The sequence below is a fragment of the Pseudomonas sp. NPDC089408 genome, from assembly GCF_044749445.1.
Classification (GTDB): Bacteria; Pseudomonadota; Gammaproteobacteria; order Pseudomonadales; family Pseudomonadaceae; genus Aquipseudomonas.
The window spans coordinates 30,583-49,716 of the sequence record NZ_JBIVHY010000029.1; the positions used below are offsets into that span (position 1 = coordinate 30,583).

Annotated in this window: 17 protein-coding genes and 1 pseudogene; 10 read left to right on the top strand and 8 right to left on the bottom strand. The window is 63.0% G+C overall.

Annotation, left to right across the window (positions count from 1 at the left end):
- Positions 1–425: 425 nt before the first annotated feature.
- The 4 genes from kdgD (at position 426) to ACIP02_RS26710 (ending at position 6,185) form a co-directional block, all read left to right on the top strand.
- On the top strand, positions 426–1,337 hold the full coding sequence (gene kdgD / locus ACIP02_RS26695) for a 5-dehydro-4-deoxyglucarate dehydratase (RefSeq protein WP_201204802.1): 912 nt from the start codon (positions 426–428) through the stop codon (positions 1,335–1,337).
- A 104-nt stretch (positions 1,338–1,441) separates the two neighbouring features.
- The gene (locus tag ACIP02_RS26700; protein ID WP_400622736.1) at positions 1,442–2,803 is read left to right on the top strand and encodes an MFS transporter; all 1,362 of its coding nucleotides are present in this window, start codon (positions 1,442–1,444) and stop codon (positions 2,801–2,803) included.
- 78 nt (positions 2,804–2,881) lie between these two features.
- Positions 2,882–4,435, top strand: a complete 1,554-nt coding sequence (gene garD, locus ACIP02_RS26705) for a galactarate dehydratase (protein WP_201204825.1) — start codon at positions 2,882–2,884, stop codon at positions 4,433–4,435.
- A gap of 169 nt (positions 4,436–4,604) precedes the next feature.
- Entirely contained in the window at positions 4,605–6,185 is a 1,581-nt protein-coding gene (locus ACIP02_RS26710; protein ID WP_400622739.1) for an aldehyde dehydrogenase (NADP(+)), read from the top strand.
- Positions 6,186–6,318: 133 nt separating this feature from the next.
- Here the strand turns inward: ACIP02_RS26710 and ACIP02_RS26715 are convergent, their stop codons facing one another.
- A complete protein-coding gene (locus ACIP02_RS26715; RefSeq protein WP_400622741.1) occupies positions 6,319–7,068 on the bottom strand; it encodes a FadR/GntR family transcriptional regulator in 750 nt (249 codons plus the stop codon).
- A gap of 227 nt (positions 7,069–7,295) precedes the next feature.
- Between ACIP02_RS26715 and ACIP02_RS26720 the strand changes: the two genes are divergently transcribed.
- A complete protein-coding gene (locus tag ACIP02_RS26720) occupies positions 7,296–7,625 on the top strand; it encodes a hypothetical protein (protein ID WP_201204830.1) in 330 nt (109 codons plus the stop codon).
- A gap of 57 nt (positions 7,626–7,682) precedes the next feature.
- Here ACIP02_RS26720 and ACIP02_RS26725 read toward each other — a convergent pair whose 3' ends face one another.
- The 3 genes from ACIP02_RS26725 to ACIP02_RS26735 form a co-directional block, all read right to left on the bottom strand.
- Positions 7,683–8,603 carry a LysR family transcriptional regulator gene (locus ACIP02_RS26725; protein ID WP_400622743.1) on the bottom strand — a complete coding sequence of 307 codons (921 nt, stop codon included), beginning with the start codon at positions 8,601–8,603 and terminating at the stop codon, positions 7,683–7,685.
- Between the two features lie 27 nt (positions 8,604–8,630).
- Entirely contained in the window at positions 8,631–9,605 is a 975-nt protein-coding gene (locus tag ACIP02_RS26730) for a quinone oxidoreductase family protein (protein WP_400622745.1), read from the bottom strand.
- A 106-nt stretch (positions 9,606–9,711) separates the two neighbouring features.
- Positions 9,712–10,926 carry a YeeE/YedE family protein gene (locus tag ACIP02_RS26735; RefSeq protein ID WP_400622747.1) on the bottom strand — a complete coding sequence of 405 codons (1,215 nt, stop codon included), beginning with the start codon at positions 10,924–10,926 and terminating at the stop codon, positions 9,712–9,714.
- 217 nt (positions 10,927–11,143) lie between these two features.
- Here ACIP02_RS26735 and ACIP02_RS26740 point away from each other — a divergent pair, with 217 nt between their 5' ends.
- A complete protein-coding gene (locus ACIP02_RS26740) occupies positions 11,144–12,052 on the top strand; it encodes a LysR family transcriptional regulator (RefSeq protein WP_400622749.1) in 909 nt (302 codons plus the stop codon).
- On the opposite strand, the gene ACIP02_RS26745 is transcribed toward ACIP02_RS26740, so the two are convergent.
- Positions 12,053–12,571 carry a DMT family transporter gene (locus ACIP02_RS26745; protein ID WP_400622751.1) on the bottom strand — a complete coding sequence of 173 codons (519 nt, stop codon included), beginning with the start codon at positions 12,569–12,571 and terminating at the stop codon, positions 12,053–12,055.
- Positions 12,572–12,825: 254 nt separating this feature from the next.
- On the opposite strand from ACIP02_RS26745, the pseudogene ACIP02_RS26750 reads away from it, so the two are divergent.
- Positions 12,826–13,062: pseudogene (locus ACIP02_RS26750) on the top strand (hypothetical protein); the annotation flags it as partial.
- Positions 13,063–13,066: 4 nt separating this feature from the next.
- On the opposite strand, the gene ACIP02_RS26755 reads toward ACIP02_RS26750, so the two are convergent.
- Entirely contained in the window at positions 13,067–13,648 is a 582-nt protein-coding gene (locus ACIP02_RS26755) for a hypothetical protein (protein ID WP_400622753.1), read from the bottom strand.
- A 223-nt stretch (positions 13,649–13,871) separates the two neighbouring features.
- Here ACIP02_RS26755 and ACIP02_RS26760 point away from each other — a divergent pair, with 223 nt between their 5' ends.
- A complete protein-coding gene (locus tag ACIP02_RS26760) occupies positions 13,872–16,004 on the top strand; it encodes a TonB-dependent receptor (protein ID WP_400622755.1) in 2,133 nt (710 codons plus the stop codon).
- An 86-nt stretch (positions 16,005–16,090) separates the two neighbouring features.
- Here the strand turns inward: ACIP02_RS26760 and ACIP02_RS26765 are convergent, their stop codons facing one another.
- Together ACIP02_RS26765 and ACIP02_RS26770 are read right to left on the bottom strand one after the other, a co-directional pair.
- Positions 16,091–17,383 (bottom strand): PQQ-dependent sugar dehydrogenase, encoded by a 1,293-nt coding sequence (locus ACIP02_RS26765; protein ID WP_400622757.1) that lies wholly within the window; start codon positions 17,381–17,383, stop codon positions 16,091–16,093.
- A complete protein-coding gene (locus tag ACIP02_RS26770) occupies positions 17,380–17,808 on the bottom strand; it encodes a DUF2231 domain-containing protein (protein WP_400622759.1) in 429 nt (142 codons plus the stop codon). Before ACIP02_RS26770 ends, ACIP02_RS26765 begins: the two co-directional genes overlap by 4 nt.
- Positions 17,809–18,089: 281 nt before the next feature.
- Between ACIP02_RS26770 and ACIP02_RS26775 the strand changes: the two genes are divergently transcribed.
- Together ACIP02_RS26775 and ACIP02_RS26780 are read left to right on the top strand one after the other, a co-directional pair.
- Complete coding sequence (locus ACIP02_RS26775) at positions 18,090–18,389, top strand: hypothetical protein (RefSeq protein ID WP_400622761.1); 300 nt, start codon at positions 18,090–18,092, stop codon at positions 18,387–18,389.
- Positions 18,390–18,741: 352 nt separating this feature from the next.
- Positions 18,742–19,134: toxin VasX (locus ACIP02_RS26780; protein ID WP_400622762.1), on the top strand; the 393-nt coding region annotated here is incomplete at its 3' end.

Sequence of the window (19,134 nt, forward strand, 5' to 3'; positions counted from 1 at the left end):
TCGTCAGATCTTCTGCGCCTGTGAGATCGAGCGCCGCCCGCGCGGCGCTTCGCGGCACAAGGCCGCTCCCACATCTGTTTCGGGCCAGTCCATCCTGGACATCCACCTCTGTCCGCCTTGTTTGTTCCCTTCGATATCGAGGGTTGCACACCTGCTGTTCCTCAATCTCCTGCCGTGCACCAAGGGTGCGCGCGCCTATGCCACAGGAACATTTGGCCCGAAACAGATGTGGGAGCGGCCTTGTGCCGCGAAGCGCCGCGCGGGCGGCGCTCGATATCTGCACCCACACAAACCTTGAACCGATCACCTGTGCGCCCACACAAAAATTTTCGGCAAGGGGACTAGTCATCGTACAAGTTGTACGATAACTTACCTCCAACGCAAGACAACACCCTTCACCCAAGCGCCACAGGATGCCAACAACAATGAATCCACAAGAACTTAAATCCATCCTCTCCCACGGCCTGCTGTCTTTCCCGGTCACCGACTTCAATGCCCAGGGCGACTTCAACCAGGCTGGCTATATCAAGCGCCTGGAATGGCTGGCCCCGTATGGCGCCAGCGCCCTGTTCGCCGCCGGTGGCACCGGTGAGTTCTTCTCCCTGGCCGCCAGTGAATACAGCCAGGTCATCAAGACCGCCGTCGACACCTGCGCCACCTCGGTACCGATCCTCGCCGGCGTGGGTGGTTCCACCCGCCAGGCCATCGAATATGCACAAGAAGCCGAGCGCCTGGGTGCCAAGGGCCTGCTGCTGCTGCCGCACTACCTGACCGAAGCCAGCCAGGACGGTGTTGCCGCCCACGTTGAAGCCGTGTGCAAATCGGTAAAGATCGGCGTGGTGGTGTACAACCGCAACGTCTGCCGCCTGAACGCCGACCTGCTGGAGAAACTGGCCGAACGCTGCCCTAACCTGATCGGCTACAAGGACGGCCTGGGTGATATCGAGCTGATGGTGTCGATCCGTCGCCGCCTGGGCGATCGCTTCAGCTACCTGGGTGGCCTGCCAACCGCCGAAGTGTATGCTGCTGCCTACAAGGCCCTGGGCGTACCGGTCTATTCCTCGGCGGTGTTCAACTTCGTGCCGAAGACTGCCATGGACTTCTACAACGCCATCGCCCGCGACGACCACGCTGCCGTGGCCAAGCTGATCGACGATTTCTTCCTGCCATACCTGGACATCCGCAACCGCAAGGCTGGCTATGCCGTTAGCATCGTCAAGGCCGGCGCCAAGCTTGCCGGTTACGACGCAGGCCCGGTGCGTACCCCGCTGACCGACCTCACCGCCGAAGAGTACGAAATGCTCGCCGCGCTGATGGACAAGATGGGCCCGCAGTAAGCGCTGCCTGCGGCCTGCCACATGCCGCGCCCGGAGTGGGCCTGCCCCACTCCGGTTACAATTCGTCAGCCCGCACAAAAATAACTAGTGGGAGTACAACCAGCATGCAAGCGACTAAAAAGACGCATGTGCGCTACCTGATCCTGTCCATGCTGTTTCTGGTGACCACGATCAACTATGCCGACCGCGCTACCATCGCCATCGCAGGCTCCAGCCTGCAGAAAGACCTCGGCATTGACGCCGTAACCCTTGGTTATATCTTCTCCGCCTTTGGGTGGGCTTACGTGGCTGGCCAGATTCCTGGTGGCTGGCTGCTCGATCGCTTCGGTTCCAAGAACGTCTACGCCTTCAGCATCTTCACCTGGTCGCTGTTCACCCTGTTGCAGGGCTTTGTCGGCGGGCTTCCGGTAGCTTGGGCAGTCGTGACCCTGTTCACCCTGCGTTTCCTCGTCGGCTTTGCCGAAGCCCCGTCGTTCCCGGGTAACGCCCGTATCGTCGCGGCCTGGTTCCCGACCCAGGAACGTGGCACCGCCTCGGCCATCTTCAACTCGGCGCAATACTTTGCCACGGCACTGTTCGCACCGATCATGGGCTGGATCGTGTTCAGCTTCGGCTGGGAACACGTGTTCGTGGTGATGGGTGCACTGGGCATCATCTTCTCGATGGTGTGGCTGAAGACCATCTACAACCCGCGCCAGCACCCGCGCATCAGCCAGGACGAACTTGAACATATCGAGCAGAACGGCGGCCTGGTCGACATGGACCAGAAGCGCGGCAACGATGGCCCGAAATGGGGGTACATCAAGCAACTGCTGACCAGCCGCATGCTGCTGGGCGTGTACCTGGGCCAGTACTGCATCAACGCCATCACCTACTTCTTCCTCACCTGGTTCCCGGTGTACCTGGTGCAGGAACGCGGCATGACCATCCTGAAGGCCGGCTTCATCGCCTCGCTGCCGGCGGTATGCGGCTTTATCGGCGGCGTGCTGGGTGGGGTGATCTCGGACTGGCTGCTGCGCCGTGGCAACTCGCTGACGTTTTCGCGCAAGCTGCCGATTGTCTGCGGCCTGATGTTGTCGACCACCATGGTGTTCTGCAACTACGTCGACGCCGAGTGGATGGTGGTCGGTTTCATGACCCTGGCCTTCTTCGGCAAAGGCATCGGCGCGCTGGGCTGGGCGGTAGTGGCAGACACCTCGCCGAAGCAGATCGCCGGCCTGTCGGGCGGGCTGTTCAACACCTTCGGCAACATCGCCTCGATTACCACGCCTATCGTCATCGGCTACATCATCAGCGCCACCGGCTCGTTCAAGTGGGCACTGGTCTATGTAGGCGCCAACGCCCTGGTAGCGGTGTTCAGCTACCTGGTGATCGTCGGCCCGATCAAGCGTATCGAACTGCGCGACGACCCAAAGCCACAGCCTGAGCCTGCCGCCAACGGCGAACTGGCCAGCTCGCGTCACTGAGTGAACACGCCCGCGCCGGCTCGTCCGGTGCGGGCGGATGTACAAAAAGCCTGAGAACCTGACAAGTAGGGCCCAAACATGCAGTTGATCGAACATTCCGACTCGCCCCGCTACGTCCGCCTGCACGACGACGACAACGTTGTGGTAGTGGTCAACGACGGCGGCCTGGGCGAAGGCGCCCGCTTTGCCGACGGCCTGACCCTGGTCGAAGGCGTGCCGCAAAGCCACAAGGTTGCCACCGTGACCATCGCCAAGGGCGAGCCGGTGCGCCGTTACGGGCAAATCATCGGTTATGCACTGGAAGACCTGCGCCAGGGTAGTTGGGTACAGGAAAGCCAGCTGGCCATGCCTGCTGCCCCAGAGCTGGACAGCCTGCCGCGCTGCGATGCCGTGCCGCAGCCACTGCCGCCACTGGAAGGCTTCACCTTCGAAGGCTACCGCAACGCCGACGGCACGGTCGGCACGCGCAATATCCTCGGCATCACCACCACCGTGCAGTGCGTGACCGGCGTGCTGGAACACGCGGTCAAGCGCATCCGCAGCGAACTGCTGCCAAAATACCCCAACGTCGATGACGTGGTAGCCATCACCCACAGCTACGGCTGCGGCGTGGCCATCAACGCCCGCGACGCCTATATCCCGATCCGCACCGTGCGCAACCTGGCGCGCAACCCCAACCTGGGCGGCGAAGCGCTGGTCATCAGCCTCGGTTGCGAAAAGCTGCAGGCCGGCCAGGTGATGCACGACAACGACCCGTCGGTAGATCTCAGCGACCCGTGGCTGTACCGCCTGCAGGACGCCAGCCTGGGCTTTGTGGAAATGATCGAGCAGATCATGGAGCTGGCTGAAACCCGCCTGAAGAAACTCGACCAGCGTCGCCGCGAAAGCGTGCCGGCCAGCGAGCTGATCCTCGGCATGCAATGCGGTGGCAGCGACGCCTTTTCAGGCATTACCGCCAACCCGGCGCTGGGGTATGCCGCCGACCTGCTGGTGCGTGCCGGTGCCACCGTACTGTTCTCGGAAGTGACCGAGGTTCGCGACGCCATCTACATGCTGACTTCGCGCGCGGAAAACCAGGCGGTGGCCGACGCGCTGGTACGCGAAATGGACTGGTACGACCGCTACCTGCAGCAAGGCGCCGCCGACCGCAGCGCCAACACCACGCCGGGCAACAAGAAAGGCGGCCTGTCGAACATCGTCGAAAAGTCGCTGGGCTCGATCGTCAAGTCCGGCAGTGGTGCCATCCAGGGCGTACTCGGCCCGGGCGAGCGGGTCAACCGCAAAGGCCTGATCTTCTGCGCGACCCCGGCCAGCGACTTTGTCTGCGGCACCCTGCAGCTGGCTGCCGGCATGAACCTGCACGTGTTCACCACTGGCCGCGGCACGCCATACGGCCTGGCCATGGCGCCGGTGGTCAAGGTGTGCACCCGCAGTGAACTGGCCCAGCGCTGGCCCGACCTGATCGACATCGACGCCGGGCGCATCGCCAGCGGCCGCTCGAGCATCGAGGAGCTGGGCTGGGAGCTGTTCCACTACTACCTGGACGTGGCCAGCGGCCGCAAGCAGACCTGGGCCGAGCAGCACCGGCTGCATAACGACATCACCCTGTTCAACCCGGCACCGATTACCTGATGCCGGGGGCTTCACGGGCTGTAGCGCTCCCTGTGTAGGAGCGGGTTCACCCGCGAACACCGGCAAAGCCGGTGCCATGCACCGCGTTGCCGGCTTCGCAGGTGAACCCGCTCCTACACAGGGAGCGCAGGCACCGTCAGAATTTCTCTCACCCCTACAGGAGCACCCCATGCCTGAAATCCTCGGCCACAACTTCATCGCCGGCCAGCGCAGTGCCGCTGGCGCACAGCGCCTGCAGAGCCTGGACGCCAGCACCGGCGAAGCCCTGCCTTACAGCTTTGCCCAGGCCACCGAAAGCGAAGTGGACCAGGCCGCCAAGGCCGCTGCCAGCGCCTTCGCCGAATTCCGTGCGCTGGCCCCGGCGCGCCGCGCCGAGTTCCTCGATGCCATCGCCGCCGAGCTGGACGAACTGGACGATGCTTTCGTCGCCATCGTCTGCCGTGAAACCGCCCTGCCCGCTGCCCGTATCCAGGGCGAGCGCGGCCGCACCAGCGGCCAGATGCGCCTGTTCGCCCAGGTGCTGCGCCGTGGCGACTACCTGGGTGCGCGCATTGACCTGGCTCTGCCTGAGCGCCAACCGCTGCCCCGCGTAGACCTGCGCCAGATGCGCATTGGCGTCGGCCCGGTCGCGGTGTTCGGAGCCAGCAACTTCCCGCTGGCCTTCTCCACTGCCGGTGGCGATACCGCTGCTGCACTGGCCGCCGGTTGCCCGGTCGTGTTCAAGGCGCACAGCGGCCACATGGCCACTGCCGACCTGGTTGGCTGCGCCATCGTGCGTGCCGCCGAGCGTACCGGCATGCCCAAAGGTGTGTTCAACATGGTGTTCGGTGGCGGCGTGGGCGAGTGGCTGGTCAAGCACCCGGCCATCCAGGCGGTTGGTTTCACCGGTTCGCTGAAAGGCGGCGATGCCCTGTGCCGCATGGCCGCCGAGCGCCCCCAGCCGATCCCGGTGTTCGCCGAGATGTCCAGCATCAACCCGGTGATCATCCTGCCCGGCGCACTGGCCAAGCGTGGCGAGGCCATTGCCCGTGAGCTGGCCGGGTCGGTGTGCATGGGTGCCGGGCAATTCTGCACCAACCCGGGCCTGGTGATCGGCCTGCAATCGCCACAGTACAGCCAGCTACTGAGCGAGCTGGGCCAACACCTGGACCAACAGGCCGGCCAGACCATGCTCAATGCCGGCGGCCTGCGCAGCTACGTGGGTGGGCTGGCGCATCTGCACGGTCATGCCGGTATCGAGCACTTGGCCGGCCAGGCTCAGGAAGGCAGCCAGGCCCGTGCCCAGTTGTTCAAGGCCGATGCCCGTTTGCTGATCGAGGCTGATCCGTTGCTGCAGGAAGAGGTATTCGGCCCCACCACCGTGGCCGTGGAAGTGCAGGACAACGATCAATTGCGCGCCGCATTGCTCGGCCTGCGTGGCCAGTTGACCGCTACCCTGATCGGCGAGCCTGAGGACCTTGAGGCCTTCGCCTGGCTTGTGCCACTGCTGGAAGAGAAAGTCGGGCGGATTCTGGTCAATGGTTACCCGACCGGTGTGGAAGTGTGTGACGCCATGGTCCACGGCGGCCCGTATCCGGCGACCTCCGATGCACGTGGCACCTCGGTCGGCACCCTGGCCATCGACCGCTTCCTGCGCCCGGTATGCTACCAGAACTACCCTCAGGCGCTGCTGCCTGAGGCGCTGCGCGACGGCAACCCGCTGGGGCTGCGGCGGTTGGTGAATGGGCAGTGGAGTGATGCGGCGATCTGAGTACGAAAAAGGCTCTGCACACAGGGCCTTTTTTTGTCGAGGCATGCGGCGCCTGTGAGATCGAGCGCCGCGCGGGCGGCGCTCGATTTATGCCTCACCGCAATAGTCACGGCATGAACCCCTAGGCCCAACCTCAGGCCCCTTGCGCCTCAGCCTCTTCATGCGCCTGGCGCAAGCGCTCGCGGCTATTGCTCAGGTGCATGCGCATGGCCATCTTCGCCCCTTCACTGTCACGCCGGGCGATGGCTTCGTAGATCGCTTCATGCTCATGCATCAACCGGCCCATGTAATGTGCCTGGTCATCATGCGCCAACCGCGCAGAATTCAGCCGGGTACGCGGGATGATGCTGGTCCCCAGATGGTTGATGATATCGGCGAAGTAGTGGTTGCCACTGGCCTGGGCGATGCGCAGGTGGAACTGGAAGTCCGCCGACACCGCATCGGTGGCGTGCGCTGCACCTTCGTTGAGCTCGTCCAGCGCCGCACGCATGCCGGCCAGCGCTTCATCACTGCGCCGCTGTGCCGCCAGGCCGGCCGATTCGATCTCCAGGGCAATGCGCAACTCCAGCACCGCCAGCACTTCACGCAGGGTGACCACGGTCGCCGGGTCGATACGGAAGCCCCCGGTAGCCGGCGCATCCAGCACGAAGGTACCGATGCCATGACGGGTCTCGACCTGCCCGGCGGCCTGCAGCCGCGAGATCGCCTCACGCACCACCGTGCGGCTGACGCCCTCTTCGGCCATGATCTGCGATTCGGTCGGCAGCTTGTCGCCGCGCTTGAGCTGGCCACTGCGAATACGCTCGGTCAGCACCGTGACCAGTTCCTGGGCCAGACTGCGCGGCTTGCGCCGGGTCCTTGCCTGTACCTGCTGCTCTGTCATTGCCCTGTATTTCACCTTGGAAGACAGCGCTCATCATAGCGCAAGCAGTTGTACGATCACATACTCTCGGTGCGGTATTTATCAACCACCCCGAGGTGCCGGGCACGCCCGCGCTGGCCGGCCATCACGGCGTTGCGCATGGCCATGACCTGAGGGCAAATTGCTGGCCCCCAACCGCTGAAAGCGAAGGCAAACTCCGTTTTTCTTCAAATGCTTAGGACAGCAACATGCGCGTACTTCTAGCAACGACGACCGGCTGCCTGCTGGCCACGCTCGCTTTCGGCGCCCAGGCCAGGGCACTGAGCCAGAACGACCGCCACACCTGCGGCTGGGGTGCACAGATAGCCAGTGAAGCCCAACAGGCCAAGCTATCCGGGGTAACCCTGTATGCCACACGCAAAAAGCTACAGGTGCGCAAATTCCCCAAGCCATGGATGCGCATGACGGCGTTCGGGATTACCGAGCAGACGTACAACAGCCGTTCAAGGCTGAAGCCTGCGGCGATCAAGCAGACTTACTATGAACAGTGTGTGCAGCATGCGGTAGCAAAACGATAACTTCTTATTCTTCATGTAGTTAAACAAAATACTTAAAGTCAGTCGGTAACGAGCGCATCAGGGGCGCCAAGGGGCGCCGGCCTTGAAGCGCGCTTCCAGCCAGGCTTTGAACGCCGCCAATGCGGCCGTGTTGAGACGCGCGGTGGGCCGTACCAGGTAAATGCCCGCCGCAACGTCCAATTGCCATTGCGGCAGCACCCGCACTAAGCGGCCACTGGCCAGATCCTCGCCCATCAGCCAATCACCCCCGGCCAGAATCCCTACACCACGGCGCGCCGCTTCCAGCAGCGCTTCGTTGTCGTTGCTTCGCAGGCTGCCCGCCACTTTCACGCTCACCTGGTGCCCGGCACTCATCAGTCGCCATTCAGGAAACGAACGTAAGCCACTGAAACCCAAGCAGTTATGACTAGTCAAATCGACAGGTTTGGCAGGCATTCCCTGCCGGGCCAGGTACTCAGGCGACGCACACAGGATTCGCACGTGTTCGCACAACTTGCCGGCCACCAACCGATTGTCTGCCAGCTCACCGATACGGATGGCGGCATCGAACCCTTCGCCAATCAGGTCGACAAAGCGGTCTGCATACTCAGCCTCCACCGTCACCTGCGGGTAAGCCAGCACGAAATCTGCCAGCATCCCGCTCAGCCAACGCCGGCCCATGGCCCCCGGCAACGCCAGGCGCAAGCGCCCGCGCACCGTAACGGCCCCTTCTGTAGCTTCCTGCTCCGCTTCGGCAATCAGCCGGTTAGCCTCGCGCACCTTGGCCACCAACCGCTCGCCCTCATCGGTAAAGCGCAGTTGCCGTGTGCTGCGTTCCACCAAGCGAATACCCAGGCGCGCCTCCAGTGCGCTCAGGCGCTTCGACAGCACCGTGGGGTGGCGCTCCAGTTGCCGCCCGGCAGCAGCAAACGAGCCCTGCTCATGCAAGGCCAGCAACGTGGCAAGTTCATCGGCGCGGCGGCTGTCGAAGGCATCCATGGCAAGGCTCGGCAGTGGGATGGGGTGTCAGGCAGTGAGGACCAGCGCGCCCTCCGACAGCCCCAATTCCAGGTCCCCGTGGGCCCTAGCCGCTTCGGCCAGCGGGTAGCGACGCCAGACCCTTGGCTGGATGATACCTTCAGCGACCGCTGCCAGCACATCGGCGGCGCGCTGCTGGTATTCCTTATCTGTGCGGGTGTGCGCCGCCAGCGACGGCCGGGTCAGGTACAGCGAGCCCTTGGCATTGAGCGTGGCGACCTCGATGGCCGCCGGTGCACCGGAGGTGCCGCCGAACGACACCAGCAGACCACGCACCCGCAGGCTGTCCAGCGAGGCCTCCAACGACACCCTGCCCACGCAGTCGTACACCACGTCTACCCCCTGCCCCTGGGTCAGCTCGCGCACCTGGCTGGCCAAGGTTGCCGCGTCAAACACCCGTACATGATGGCAGCCCGCTGCCAGTGCCCGCGCCACGCTTTGCGGGCGCGAAACCACACCGATCACCGTCGCCCCCAAGTGACGCGCCCAAGGCGCCATCAGTTGGCCCAAGGCACCGGCCGCGCCGTACAGCAGGACCTGGGTGCCCGGCCCAACGGCATAGGTGGTTTTCAACAGGTACTGCGCCGTGATGCCCTTGAACAGCACCGCTGCGGCGGCCTCGTCATCCAAATGTGGCGGCAGCCTGACCAGGCGCTCGGCCGGGAACAAGCGGCCACTGGCGTAGGCACCGACTGGCCCCATCGCATAAGCGACCCGGTCGCCCACCTGCACACTGTGTACCCCTTCGCCAATCGCCGTAACCCGGCCTGCACCTTCCAGGCCCAGGCCGGACGGCAAAGCCAGCGGTGCGCCGCCCTTGCGTTGCAACACGTCCAGCGGGTTCACGCCCATGGCGGTCTGCTCCAGCCAGACCTGGCCCGGCCCTGGAGGCTGTACTTGTACGTGTTCAAGCTGCATGACATCGGCGGTGCCGGTGCTGTCGAGAATGATGCGGGTTGCCATGATCGAATCCTGCTGGATGGGTGTTCCAGTCAGGTTAATCAGGTAGATAAAACTGAACAATCAGGCGGGATGCAGATGATTCCTGCACCCCTTGCAGCTATCAGCCTCAGCAGCCGGTCAACACCGCAGGGCGTCGCTCACCCGCAAAAAACAGCGGTCGCAGGCGCACGCCAATCAGGTTGCCGGCATAGGCCGCCACCAGCCACAACCAGCCATGCACGCTACCCGAGGCGATGCCGCTGAAGTACGCACCAATGTTGCAGCCATAGGCCAGGCGCGAACCGTAGCCCAGCAGCAGGCCGCCGATCACCGCCGCTACCAGCGACGGCAGCGGGATCTTCAGGCTTGGCGCAAAACGCCCGGCCAGGCCAGCCGCCAGCAGCGCGCCGAGCACGATGCCCAGGTCCATGACCGTGGTGATGTCCTGCCACAGCGGCGCGGCCAGGGCCTTGGCATTGGCCGGTGCCTGCCAGAATACCCAGCTGCCGACCTCCACACCCAGGCTGTTGAGGACCTTCGCGCCCCACAAGGCGAACGCCGAAGTAATGCCCCATGGCCGCCCTGCCAGCGCCAGCGTCGCGTAGTTCAGCAGCGCCAGGGCGATGGCGCCCCACAGCAACGGCCAAGGGCCACGCAAGAAGCGGCGCAGGCCCTGGTGCGCGCTGTCAACCGGCGCTTCCAGCGTGCCATGCCGGCGCTTTTCCAGCACCACGGTGGCCCAGGCGATCAGGCCGAACACGGCCAGGCTCACCAGCAGTGCTGGGCCTACGCCCCAGGCCTGCACGATCGAGGTGGCCGGGAATGACGGCAAGGCGAACCACCAGTCGGCATGATGGGTCGCGCTGACCGAGCCGATGATGAAGAACAACAGGGTTACCAGCATGCGCGCATTACCGCCGCCCACGGTGAATAGCGTACCCGAGGCACAGCCACCACCCAGTTGCATGCCGATGCCGAATATGAACGCGCCAAACACCACCGAAACACCGGCCGGGGCCACCAGGCCGGTAACCGGGTTGCCGAACAGGCTCCCTGCCGACAGCGCCGGGAAGAACAGCAGAACGGCCAGCGCCAGCATGACCATTTGCGCGCGCAGGCCCGCGCCACGGCGCTCATTGATAAACACCCGCCAGGCCGATGTGAAACCGAACGCGGCGTGGTACAGGGTCAGGCCAAGTGCAGCGCCGACCAGTAGCAGCAAGACCTGCTTGAAGCCGGCATTGAGGTTGAGGAACCCGGCACCCGCCAGCAGCAAGGCCAGGGCGATCAGGGGCGCGCCGAGGCGACGCGGTTCAGGTGTGGCAGTTGCAGAAAGACCCATCGTATTACTCGGATACCAGTGAAACGGGTGGGGAGTATACCCCCTACAGCCAGCACGGTCCCTGTAGGAGCGGCTTTAGCCGCGAACACCGGCGCAGCCGGTGCCATGCACCGCGTTGAATTCTTCGCGGCTAAAGCCGCTCCTACAGGGACCGCGTAAAGCAAAGTATTTGATAGGCTGATCAATACCAGCAAAAGTGCCCAAGGCCATTCACCCCATGGATGAACTGCGCAAGATCGACCTCAACCTGCTGCTCGCCCTGCATGCCCTGCTCAGCGAAAAGCACGTGACCCGCGCCGCACTGCGCCTGCACCGCAGCCAACCCGCGGTCAGCCATGCCTTGGCACAACTGCGTAAACACTTCGACGACCCTTTGCTGGTACGCCAAGGCGGCAGCATGGTCCTCACCACTCGTGCCCAGGCGCTGGCCCAACCGCTGCAGGATGCCCTCGGCAACCTCAACAACCTGCTGTCGGCCCCACAATTTGAGCCAGCCATGGCCCAACGCCGGTTCCGTCTGTCGCTGTCCGATTACTCCTCGCGCATCATCCTGCCACCCCTGCTGCGCCACGTGCGTCAGGTTGCGCCCGGAATCGACCTGGCCGTCAGCCAGGCCAGCCGCGAAACCATGATGGCGCAGTTGCTCGACGGCGAACTGGACCTGGCCATGGGGCTATTCCCCGATCTACCGCAGGACATTACTGCCCAGCCGCTGTTCTCCGACAGCTTCGTCAGCGTGGCCGACCGCCAAGTGCTGCCTGCCAGCGGCGGGCTGGCCCTGGATGACTGGCTGGCACGCCCGCACGTATTGATGGCCATGCGCCCCGACGCTTTCGATGAAATCGAGCGGGCGCTGGCCGCCCAAGGCTTGCGCCGCCGTATCGCCCTGGCCTTGCCACACTGGAGCGCAGCCGTCGAGGTGCTGGCCGGTACCGATCTGGTCCTGACAGTGGCCAGTCGCGCAGTGGGATCGTTGCACCAGCACCCCACTCTGCGCCAGTTCACTCCGCCATTGGCCGTTCCTTCGTTCGATTACCAGCAGGCCTGGCACAGCCGCAAGGACAGCGACCCTGGGCACCACTGGCTACGCGAAACCGTGTGGGCCTGTAGCCAGCCGGGGCGCTGATCAGCCTCCAGGCTGTTTCGCGGCCACTGCGGTGCTGGCCGGCGCCGGTGTCGCCCAGCCCCCTTGCACCAACAACACCCCACACAAGATCAGCGCCACGCCTGCCAGCCGGGCGAGGTTGAGCGGTTTGCCGCCCAGCCCCATCAGCCCGAAGTGGTCGGCGAGTACTGCCGTGATGATTTGCCCCGCCACTACCAACACCAGAAAACCCGCTGCGCCCAGTTTAGGCGTAAGCGCCGCCGCGCCGGCCACGTACATTGCCCCCAGTACCCCGCCAACCCACAGCCACCAGGGCCCCTGCAAGGCCTTGCTCACATCTGGCACTGGCACCCGGAGTATCAGCAGCGCAGCAATCACCACCAGCGAGCTCACCGCCAGCGAAGTGAACGCACCCCACAACCAATGCCCCAGCGCTCGCCCGACAGCGGCATTACCCGCGGCCTGGAACGGCAGTACCGCCCCCGCAAGCAACGCCAGGGCAAAGGGAAGTGCCAAAAGGCACAGGGTTTTGCTGAACATGGCATTCCTCCTTCCATTCGACCGTTCAAGCAAGCTTCTGAAATTCCCGGTACTTATGGAAATCGAAAATATGCACGCGCGTTATTCGCCATACGGATGGCCTATACAGAGACAGCAGATAGGCTAGGATGCTCTGGCCAAAGCGGCGCCGGCCATGTCCAACGACGAAACTAATCCTTATGTGATGGAACACACATTTCCGATACGGTGCGCAGCTGGGCGGCCTTTGCCCAGGCACAACTGTCATGCACGCAGGAACTCGAACCGAACACATCAGCGCACTCAAACAGGCGCCGGAAGTGGCCGAGCCGCTGCTGGTACCGCGCCTGGCCGAAGCTGACAAGTACGCTCAAGACTCGGTCGCCAATTGGCTGAACGACGCCAGCAAGACCCGGCCGGACTGGGTAATCCAGCTGTTCAATCAGCATCCGCCGTCATGCAAGGCATCACGGCGGATCCATACCCGGGCAACCCGTAGCCTGCCCCTGTAGAGGCTCAGCGCGAGGTTTCGACGCGCAGCACTTCGGTGTAGATCGCATCGACCGTCTGGCCGACTTTGAGATTCTGCATGCGGGCCTGCAGGTCAGGGTTCTCGACCTTGACCACCTGCAGCTTGCCTTCCGGCGGCAGCAGGCTTACCTCATGCGTCTTGAGGTCGATCTTCTTGATCTGCGAAGTCACCCTGACCTGGCGGAACGCCTCGCCGCCCGGGTTGGGGTTTTCTGCTGTGGCACGGATGGTACCGGACTCTTCGGTCGCCTTCGGCGCCCCGCCAACGTCAGTGTTGAGCACGTAGGCCACGGCACGGGTGACATAGATGTCGACCTGGTCACCGACCTTCAGGTTGGGCAGCGTCTTGGCTTTCTCGGTCAGCTGGAACGTCACATCCTTCTTGTCATCCGGGCCCTTCACCGTGACCTGGCGGTTGGCCAGGTCGATAGCAGTGACTTGCGTGGTGACGTGGCTTTCCAGCGCTTCGCTGCCAATGGGGATATCGGCAGCCTGCACCGCAAAGCTGGCTGTAGAAGCCAGCGTGGCAAGGGCGACAGCACGAGCGAGAGTACGAATCGGGTTCATAGGCCTGCTTCCATGTGATCAAGTCCGAATAGGCGCGTGAAATGCTCACGCGCTAACAAGCATAGCCATTGCCGGCTACCTTGCCGGCCCTTCCTCTACGTCGTATTTCGTCGTCTTTTCGCCTCCCAGAGCCTTGTAATAGCAAATGCGAAGTCTTTACACTTGCTTTACATTTACAAATCACCTATTCGTGACCTTCAAAAACAACAAAGAGTCACCTGTAATGGCAAAAAGGTCTGTTGCCCCAGCATCCATTTCCATGCTGGGCCTGCTGGTTGTGCCTGCTGTTCACGCTGCCGTTCAAACCCAGGCGCAAGGTTCCCTCGCCCTCCCCGCCACCGCCGTCACCAGTGCCTACGAGCAGCCAAGCTACAAGGCCACTGAAAGCCGTAGCGCCATGAAGATCGACGCGCCGTTGCGCGATATCCCGCAAACCGTCAACGTCGTCCCTGAAAGCGTGATCAAGGACCAAGGCGCGCAGTCGATGGAAGCCGTGCTGAAAAATGTGCCCGGCATTGGCCTGTCCAACGGCGACGGCCAGCGCGACCAGGTGACCATCCGCGGTTTCAGCGCCATTGGTGACATGTACATTGATGGCGTGCGTGACGACGCCCTGTACTTCCGCGACCTGTCCAACGTCGAGCGGGTCGAAGTCATCAAGGGCCCGGCTGCCGTGCTGTATGGTCGTGGCTCTTCCGGCGGGCTGATCAACAGCATCAGCAAGAAGCCAAGCTTCACGCCCAAGCGCGAGGTCGGCATGAGCGTTGACAGCGAAGGCAAGCGCCGCACCCAGTTCGACAGCGGTTGGGCCGACCCGCAAGGCAACCAGGCCTACCGCGTGACCGGGGCCTTCGAAGACAGCGACACCTTCCGCGACGATGGCTACATCGACCGCAAGGCCATTGCGCCGACGGCCTACTTCCGCCTGTCCGACGACCTGGAACTGAACCTGGGCGCCACCTACCTGTACGACAAACGCCTGATCGACTTCGGCATCCCGGCGCTGGGCAACCGCCCGGTGGATGTGGACCGCGACAAACGTTTTGGCTCGGGTGACGCCGACCAGGACTACGCCCGCAGCGAGGTATTCTCGCTGACCGCCAGCCTGGACTACCGCATCAACGACAACTTCACCCTGACCAACACCAGCCGTTACTACCGCTACGACCTGGACCGCAACAACACCTTGGCCGACAGCAGCCCGACGCGCTTCGTCACTGCACCCAATGGCGAACTGCTGGTCAAGCTCAACCGCGGCAACGTCGCCCGCGACGAATACGGTGTATTCAACCAGACCGAACTCAAGCAACAGGCGCAGTTGGTCGGCCTGCAGCACAACCTGTTGTATGGCGTGGAAGTAGGCTTCCAGGACAAGTACCAGCGCGTATTCAGCCAGAACAACGTAGCCCAGGTGCCGGTGTACCGCGACGCCCTGGTGCCGGTACCGGAGCATGCCGCCAACCTGTCGTCCAAGGGCACCAACTTCCAGCAGACCACCGGCCTGTACCTGCAGGACATGATCGAGCTGAACGAACACTGGAAGGCGCTGGTGGGTGTGCGTTACGACATCTTTGGCCAGGAGTACGACGACGACCGTGTACAGAATGTCGACCTCGACCGCACTGACAAGACCTGGAGCCCACGTGCCGGCCTGGTCTATCAACCCGATGCAATCCAGTCCTACTACGTGTCGGTCAGCCGCAGCTACCAGCCTTCGGGTGAAGTGTTCGCAGTCAGTCCAACCAACCAGCACCTGGAGCCGGAAGAAACCACCAACTACGAAATCGGCGCCAAGTGGGACCTGCTCGACAGCCGCCTGTCGCTGACCGCCGCAGTGTTCCGCCTTGAACGCACCAACATGAAGACCGCCGACCCGGCCAACCCGAACCTGACCGTGCTGGCGGGCGAGCAGCGTACCGATGGGTTCGAAGCCACCGTCAGCGGGCAGCTCACGGACAAGTGGCAGATCTATGCGGGTTATGCCTATCTGGACGCCGAAATCACCAAGTCCAACAGCAAGACCAACGGCGTGGACAACGAAGGCCAGACTCCCACCCTGACGCCGCGCAACAGCGCCAACGTCTGGCTGGTGCGTACCCTGACCCCACAATGGCGCGTTGCTGCGGGTGCCAACTACGTCGACGAGCGCTACACCGCACTCGACAACGTGGTGGTAATGCCCGGCTACACCACCTTCGACGCCGCGCTGCTGTACAGCGTGCCGCAGTGGGACGCCGCGCTGCGCCTGAAGAACGTGTTCGACCGCGACTACTACGCCTCGGCGCACGGTTCGGTGGACCTGGTTACCCCAGGGGCACCGCGCACGCTGGAGGCCAGCTTCAACTACCGCTTCTAATCTTGCGCTGCCTGGACAGGCCTCATCGACGGCAAGCCAGCGATAGGGCCAGCCCAGGCAACACACTGCGTTTTCCGCCACGGCGCTCAACGGTTACGCGTCACCCGCCAAACCGTATTGGCCAAATCATCGGCAATAATCAGCGCCCCACGCGGGTCCACCGTCACCCCCACTGGCCGCCCTCGGGTCTTGCCATCCTCACTACGAAAGCCCGTGGCAAAGTCGATCGGCTCCCCCGCCGGTTTGCCATTGCTGAACGGCACAAAGATCACCTTGTACCCCACCGGGTTGGGTCGGTTCCAGCTGCCGTGCTCACCCACGAATACGCCGTCGGCGAAACGCTCGCCCATGGCCGCGAGCGAGAAGTCGACACCCAATGCCGCCACATGCGAGCCCAGGCTGTAGTCCGGCTTGATCGCCGCCGCTACCTTGTCCGGGTTCTGCGGCCGCACCCGCTCATCCACGTTTTGCCCCCAGTAGCTATACGGCCAGCCATAGAACCCACCTTCACGTACAGAAGTGAGATAGTCCGGCACTAGGTCAGGCCCCAGTTCATCGCGCTCGTTGACGACCGTCCACAGCTGCCCGGTCTGCGGCTGGATAGTGAGAGCCGTCGGGTTGCGCAGGCCAGTGGCATAAGGCCGGTGCGCGCCGGTTTCTGCATCCACCTGCCACACCATGGCCCGGTCAATCTCCACTTCCAGCCCGCGCTCGGTGATGTTGCTGTTCGAACCGATGCCCACATACAAGTAGCGACCGTCCTCGCTAACTGTCAGTGCCTTGGTCCAGTGATGGTTGATCTCCGCCGGCAAGTCGGTGACCTTGGTTGGCGGGCCGTCGGCCTGGGTCTGGCCTTCTTTATAGTCAAAGCGCACCAGCGCATCCTGGTTGGCCACATACAGCTTGCCGTTGGCAAAGGCCAGGCCGTAGGGCGCGTTGAGGTTTTCTGCGAACACGGTCTGCACCTCATAGGTGCCATCGCCGTCAGCATCACGCAGCAAGGTCAGGCGGTTGCCGCCCTTGACCTGGGTGTTGCCCTTGGCCTTGATCTGGCTGGCGATCACGTCTTTGGGCTTGAGCTTTGCCGCACTGCCACCCCTGCCCTCGGCCACCAGGATGTCGCCGTTGGGCAGCACCAGGCTCTGCCGCGGAATCTTCAGGTTGGTGGCGATGGCCGTGACACTGAAGCCCTCAGGCACCGTCGGCGTCTGCTCCCCCCAGGCAACCGGCTGAGCAATCTTCATGCTCGGCAGCAGACCGCGCTGCGGCTCGGGCAACTTCGGGTCCGGCCCGTGGGCCTGGGTTGGCTCGCCATCGCCACCACAGGCGCTCAGCAACAGCGCCATGCTCAACAGGCTCAATGCATGCAAAGGCTTCATGCCGCACCTCCTGCACGCAGGTTACTCAAGCCGGTCCAGGCAGCGGCTACCGCGAGCACGGTCACGATCACCGACAGCACCAGCCCCGACGGCATCACCGCCCAGGCATCCTTTGCGTGTTCGAAGGCATTAATCAACCCAAGCACCCAGGTCACCAGCAGCAGCACGAAGTACAACGTCGGTCGCCCACCCTTGCGCTCGGCGCGGATCAGGTTGGCCAGCGCGAACAACAGCGCCAGGCCGCAGAACACCAGGCCACCTGCGATCAACCAGGCGGCGAAGTTGCTCCACTGGATCTGGTAGCTGTTGTAGTAGGCGATGTCGCTCAACAGTGCGCCGAGGAACAACGGCACACCGCCGGCCAGCAACAACGCGTGCAGTGGGCTGGGCGTACAACGGTAGAGGGTACGGTCAGATGCGGTCACGGTGCCTCCTTTTCATTCAGTGACCCAGGCTGATGGGCTTTTGCCATCAGACGAGCGCAGGGTGCGCCTAGCAAAGGAGCCCCTTGACGACGCGATAGTTCACCGCTTCGCTGGAATGAAATATCCTGCAAGGCATTAGTCTCGCAGACTGTCGCTGTTCCTTGTGGGAGCGGGTTCACCCGCGAAGGGCGCGACACGGTGCATGGCACCGGCTATGCCGGTGTTCGCGAGTGAACTTGCGCCTATACGAGGCCGCGTTACTGATACGAAGGAGACAACACATGAGCAGCAAACCGATCCGCCCATACAGGCCTTGGGCGCTGACCACCCTGCTCGCCCTCAGCCTGGCGCTCACCGCAGGCTGCTCCAGCAAAGCCGGCAAGGCCCGTTATGCCACGCCTACGGTGGGTTCCAACTGCTTCGCCAAAGCCGTCCCCACCACCGGCGAAGGCGGCCTGGCCTGGGGCAATACTCTGAGCATTGCCCGGCAGAAATCCATGAACAACTGCATACGCTACGCCAGCCGCTCTGGTGGCGCGCCGAGAACTTGTCAAGTAGTAATGGCCAAGTGTAAAAACTGAATGTAGATAAGGAGAGCAATAAGAAAGAAATTTCCTACAAATAAATTTCAACTTTCAACAGATGAAATTCACATTCACAACCACGCAAAATAACTCAAATAAAATCTTACACTTTCTGCCTCGACCCTAACGTAAAAAACGAGGCATCGTCTTTCAATCGAAAGCCGACAAGCGCATAACGCTCTCAGCACACACGCAAGCTTTACGCTTCGGCGCGAAGCGCATTACAAAAGCCAAATTTCAGCAACGCCGAATAAGTTTCAGCCGATCACTATTTCAGTCTTGTTAGCACTGGAACAGGCCACTTTACGCCTGAATTTCGAAGAGCCTGTTCTTTGAGCAAGGAGCTCGCATGAGCAACGCCTCCGTCAGCAGCGCCACCTCCGGCCCCGCCTGCAGTGCACGTATCCCCATACTGCCGGTGCGCTATGCCATCGTGCCGCGCACCGGCGCCATGCCCGCCTGCCGCTATGCCGGTTCAGGTTTCAACCTCGAGCAGGGCTTCAGGGCGCTGCAACATTCCGCCTACACCCTGCGCGCGCTGCGCCTGGGCTATGTCTATGTGTTCATGAAAGGCTCGCTGGGCGAACGGCTGGTCATTCACGAATACGTTGGCGCAGGCCGTTATAAAGAACTGCTCTACCGCGGGTTGGAGGACTACCACCTGCGGGACCGTTACCTGTCCAGCGGCACCATGGGCTGGGTGTGGGCCGACACCTGCCCCGATACCGCCAGTGAAGTGTGG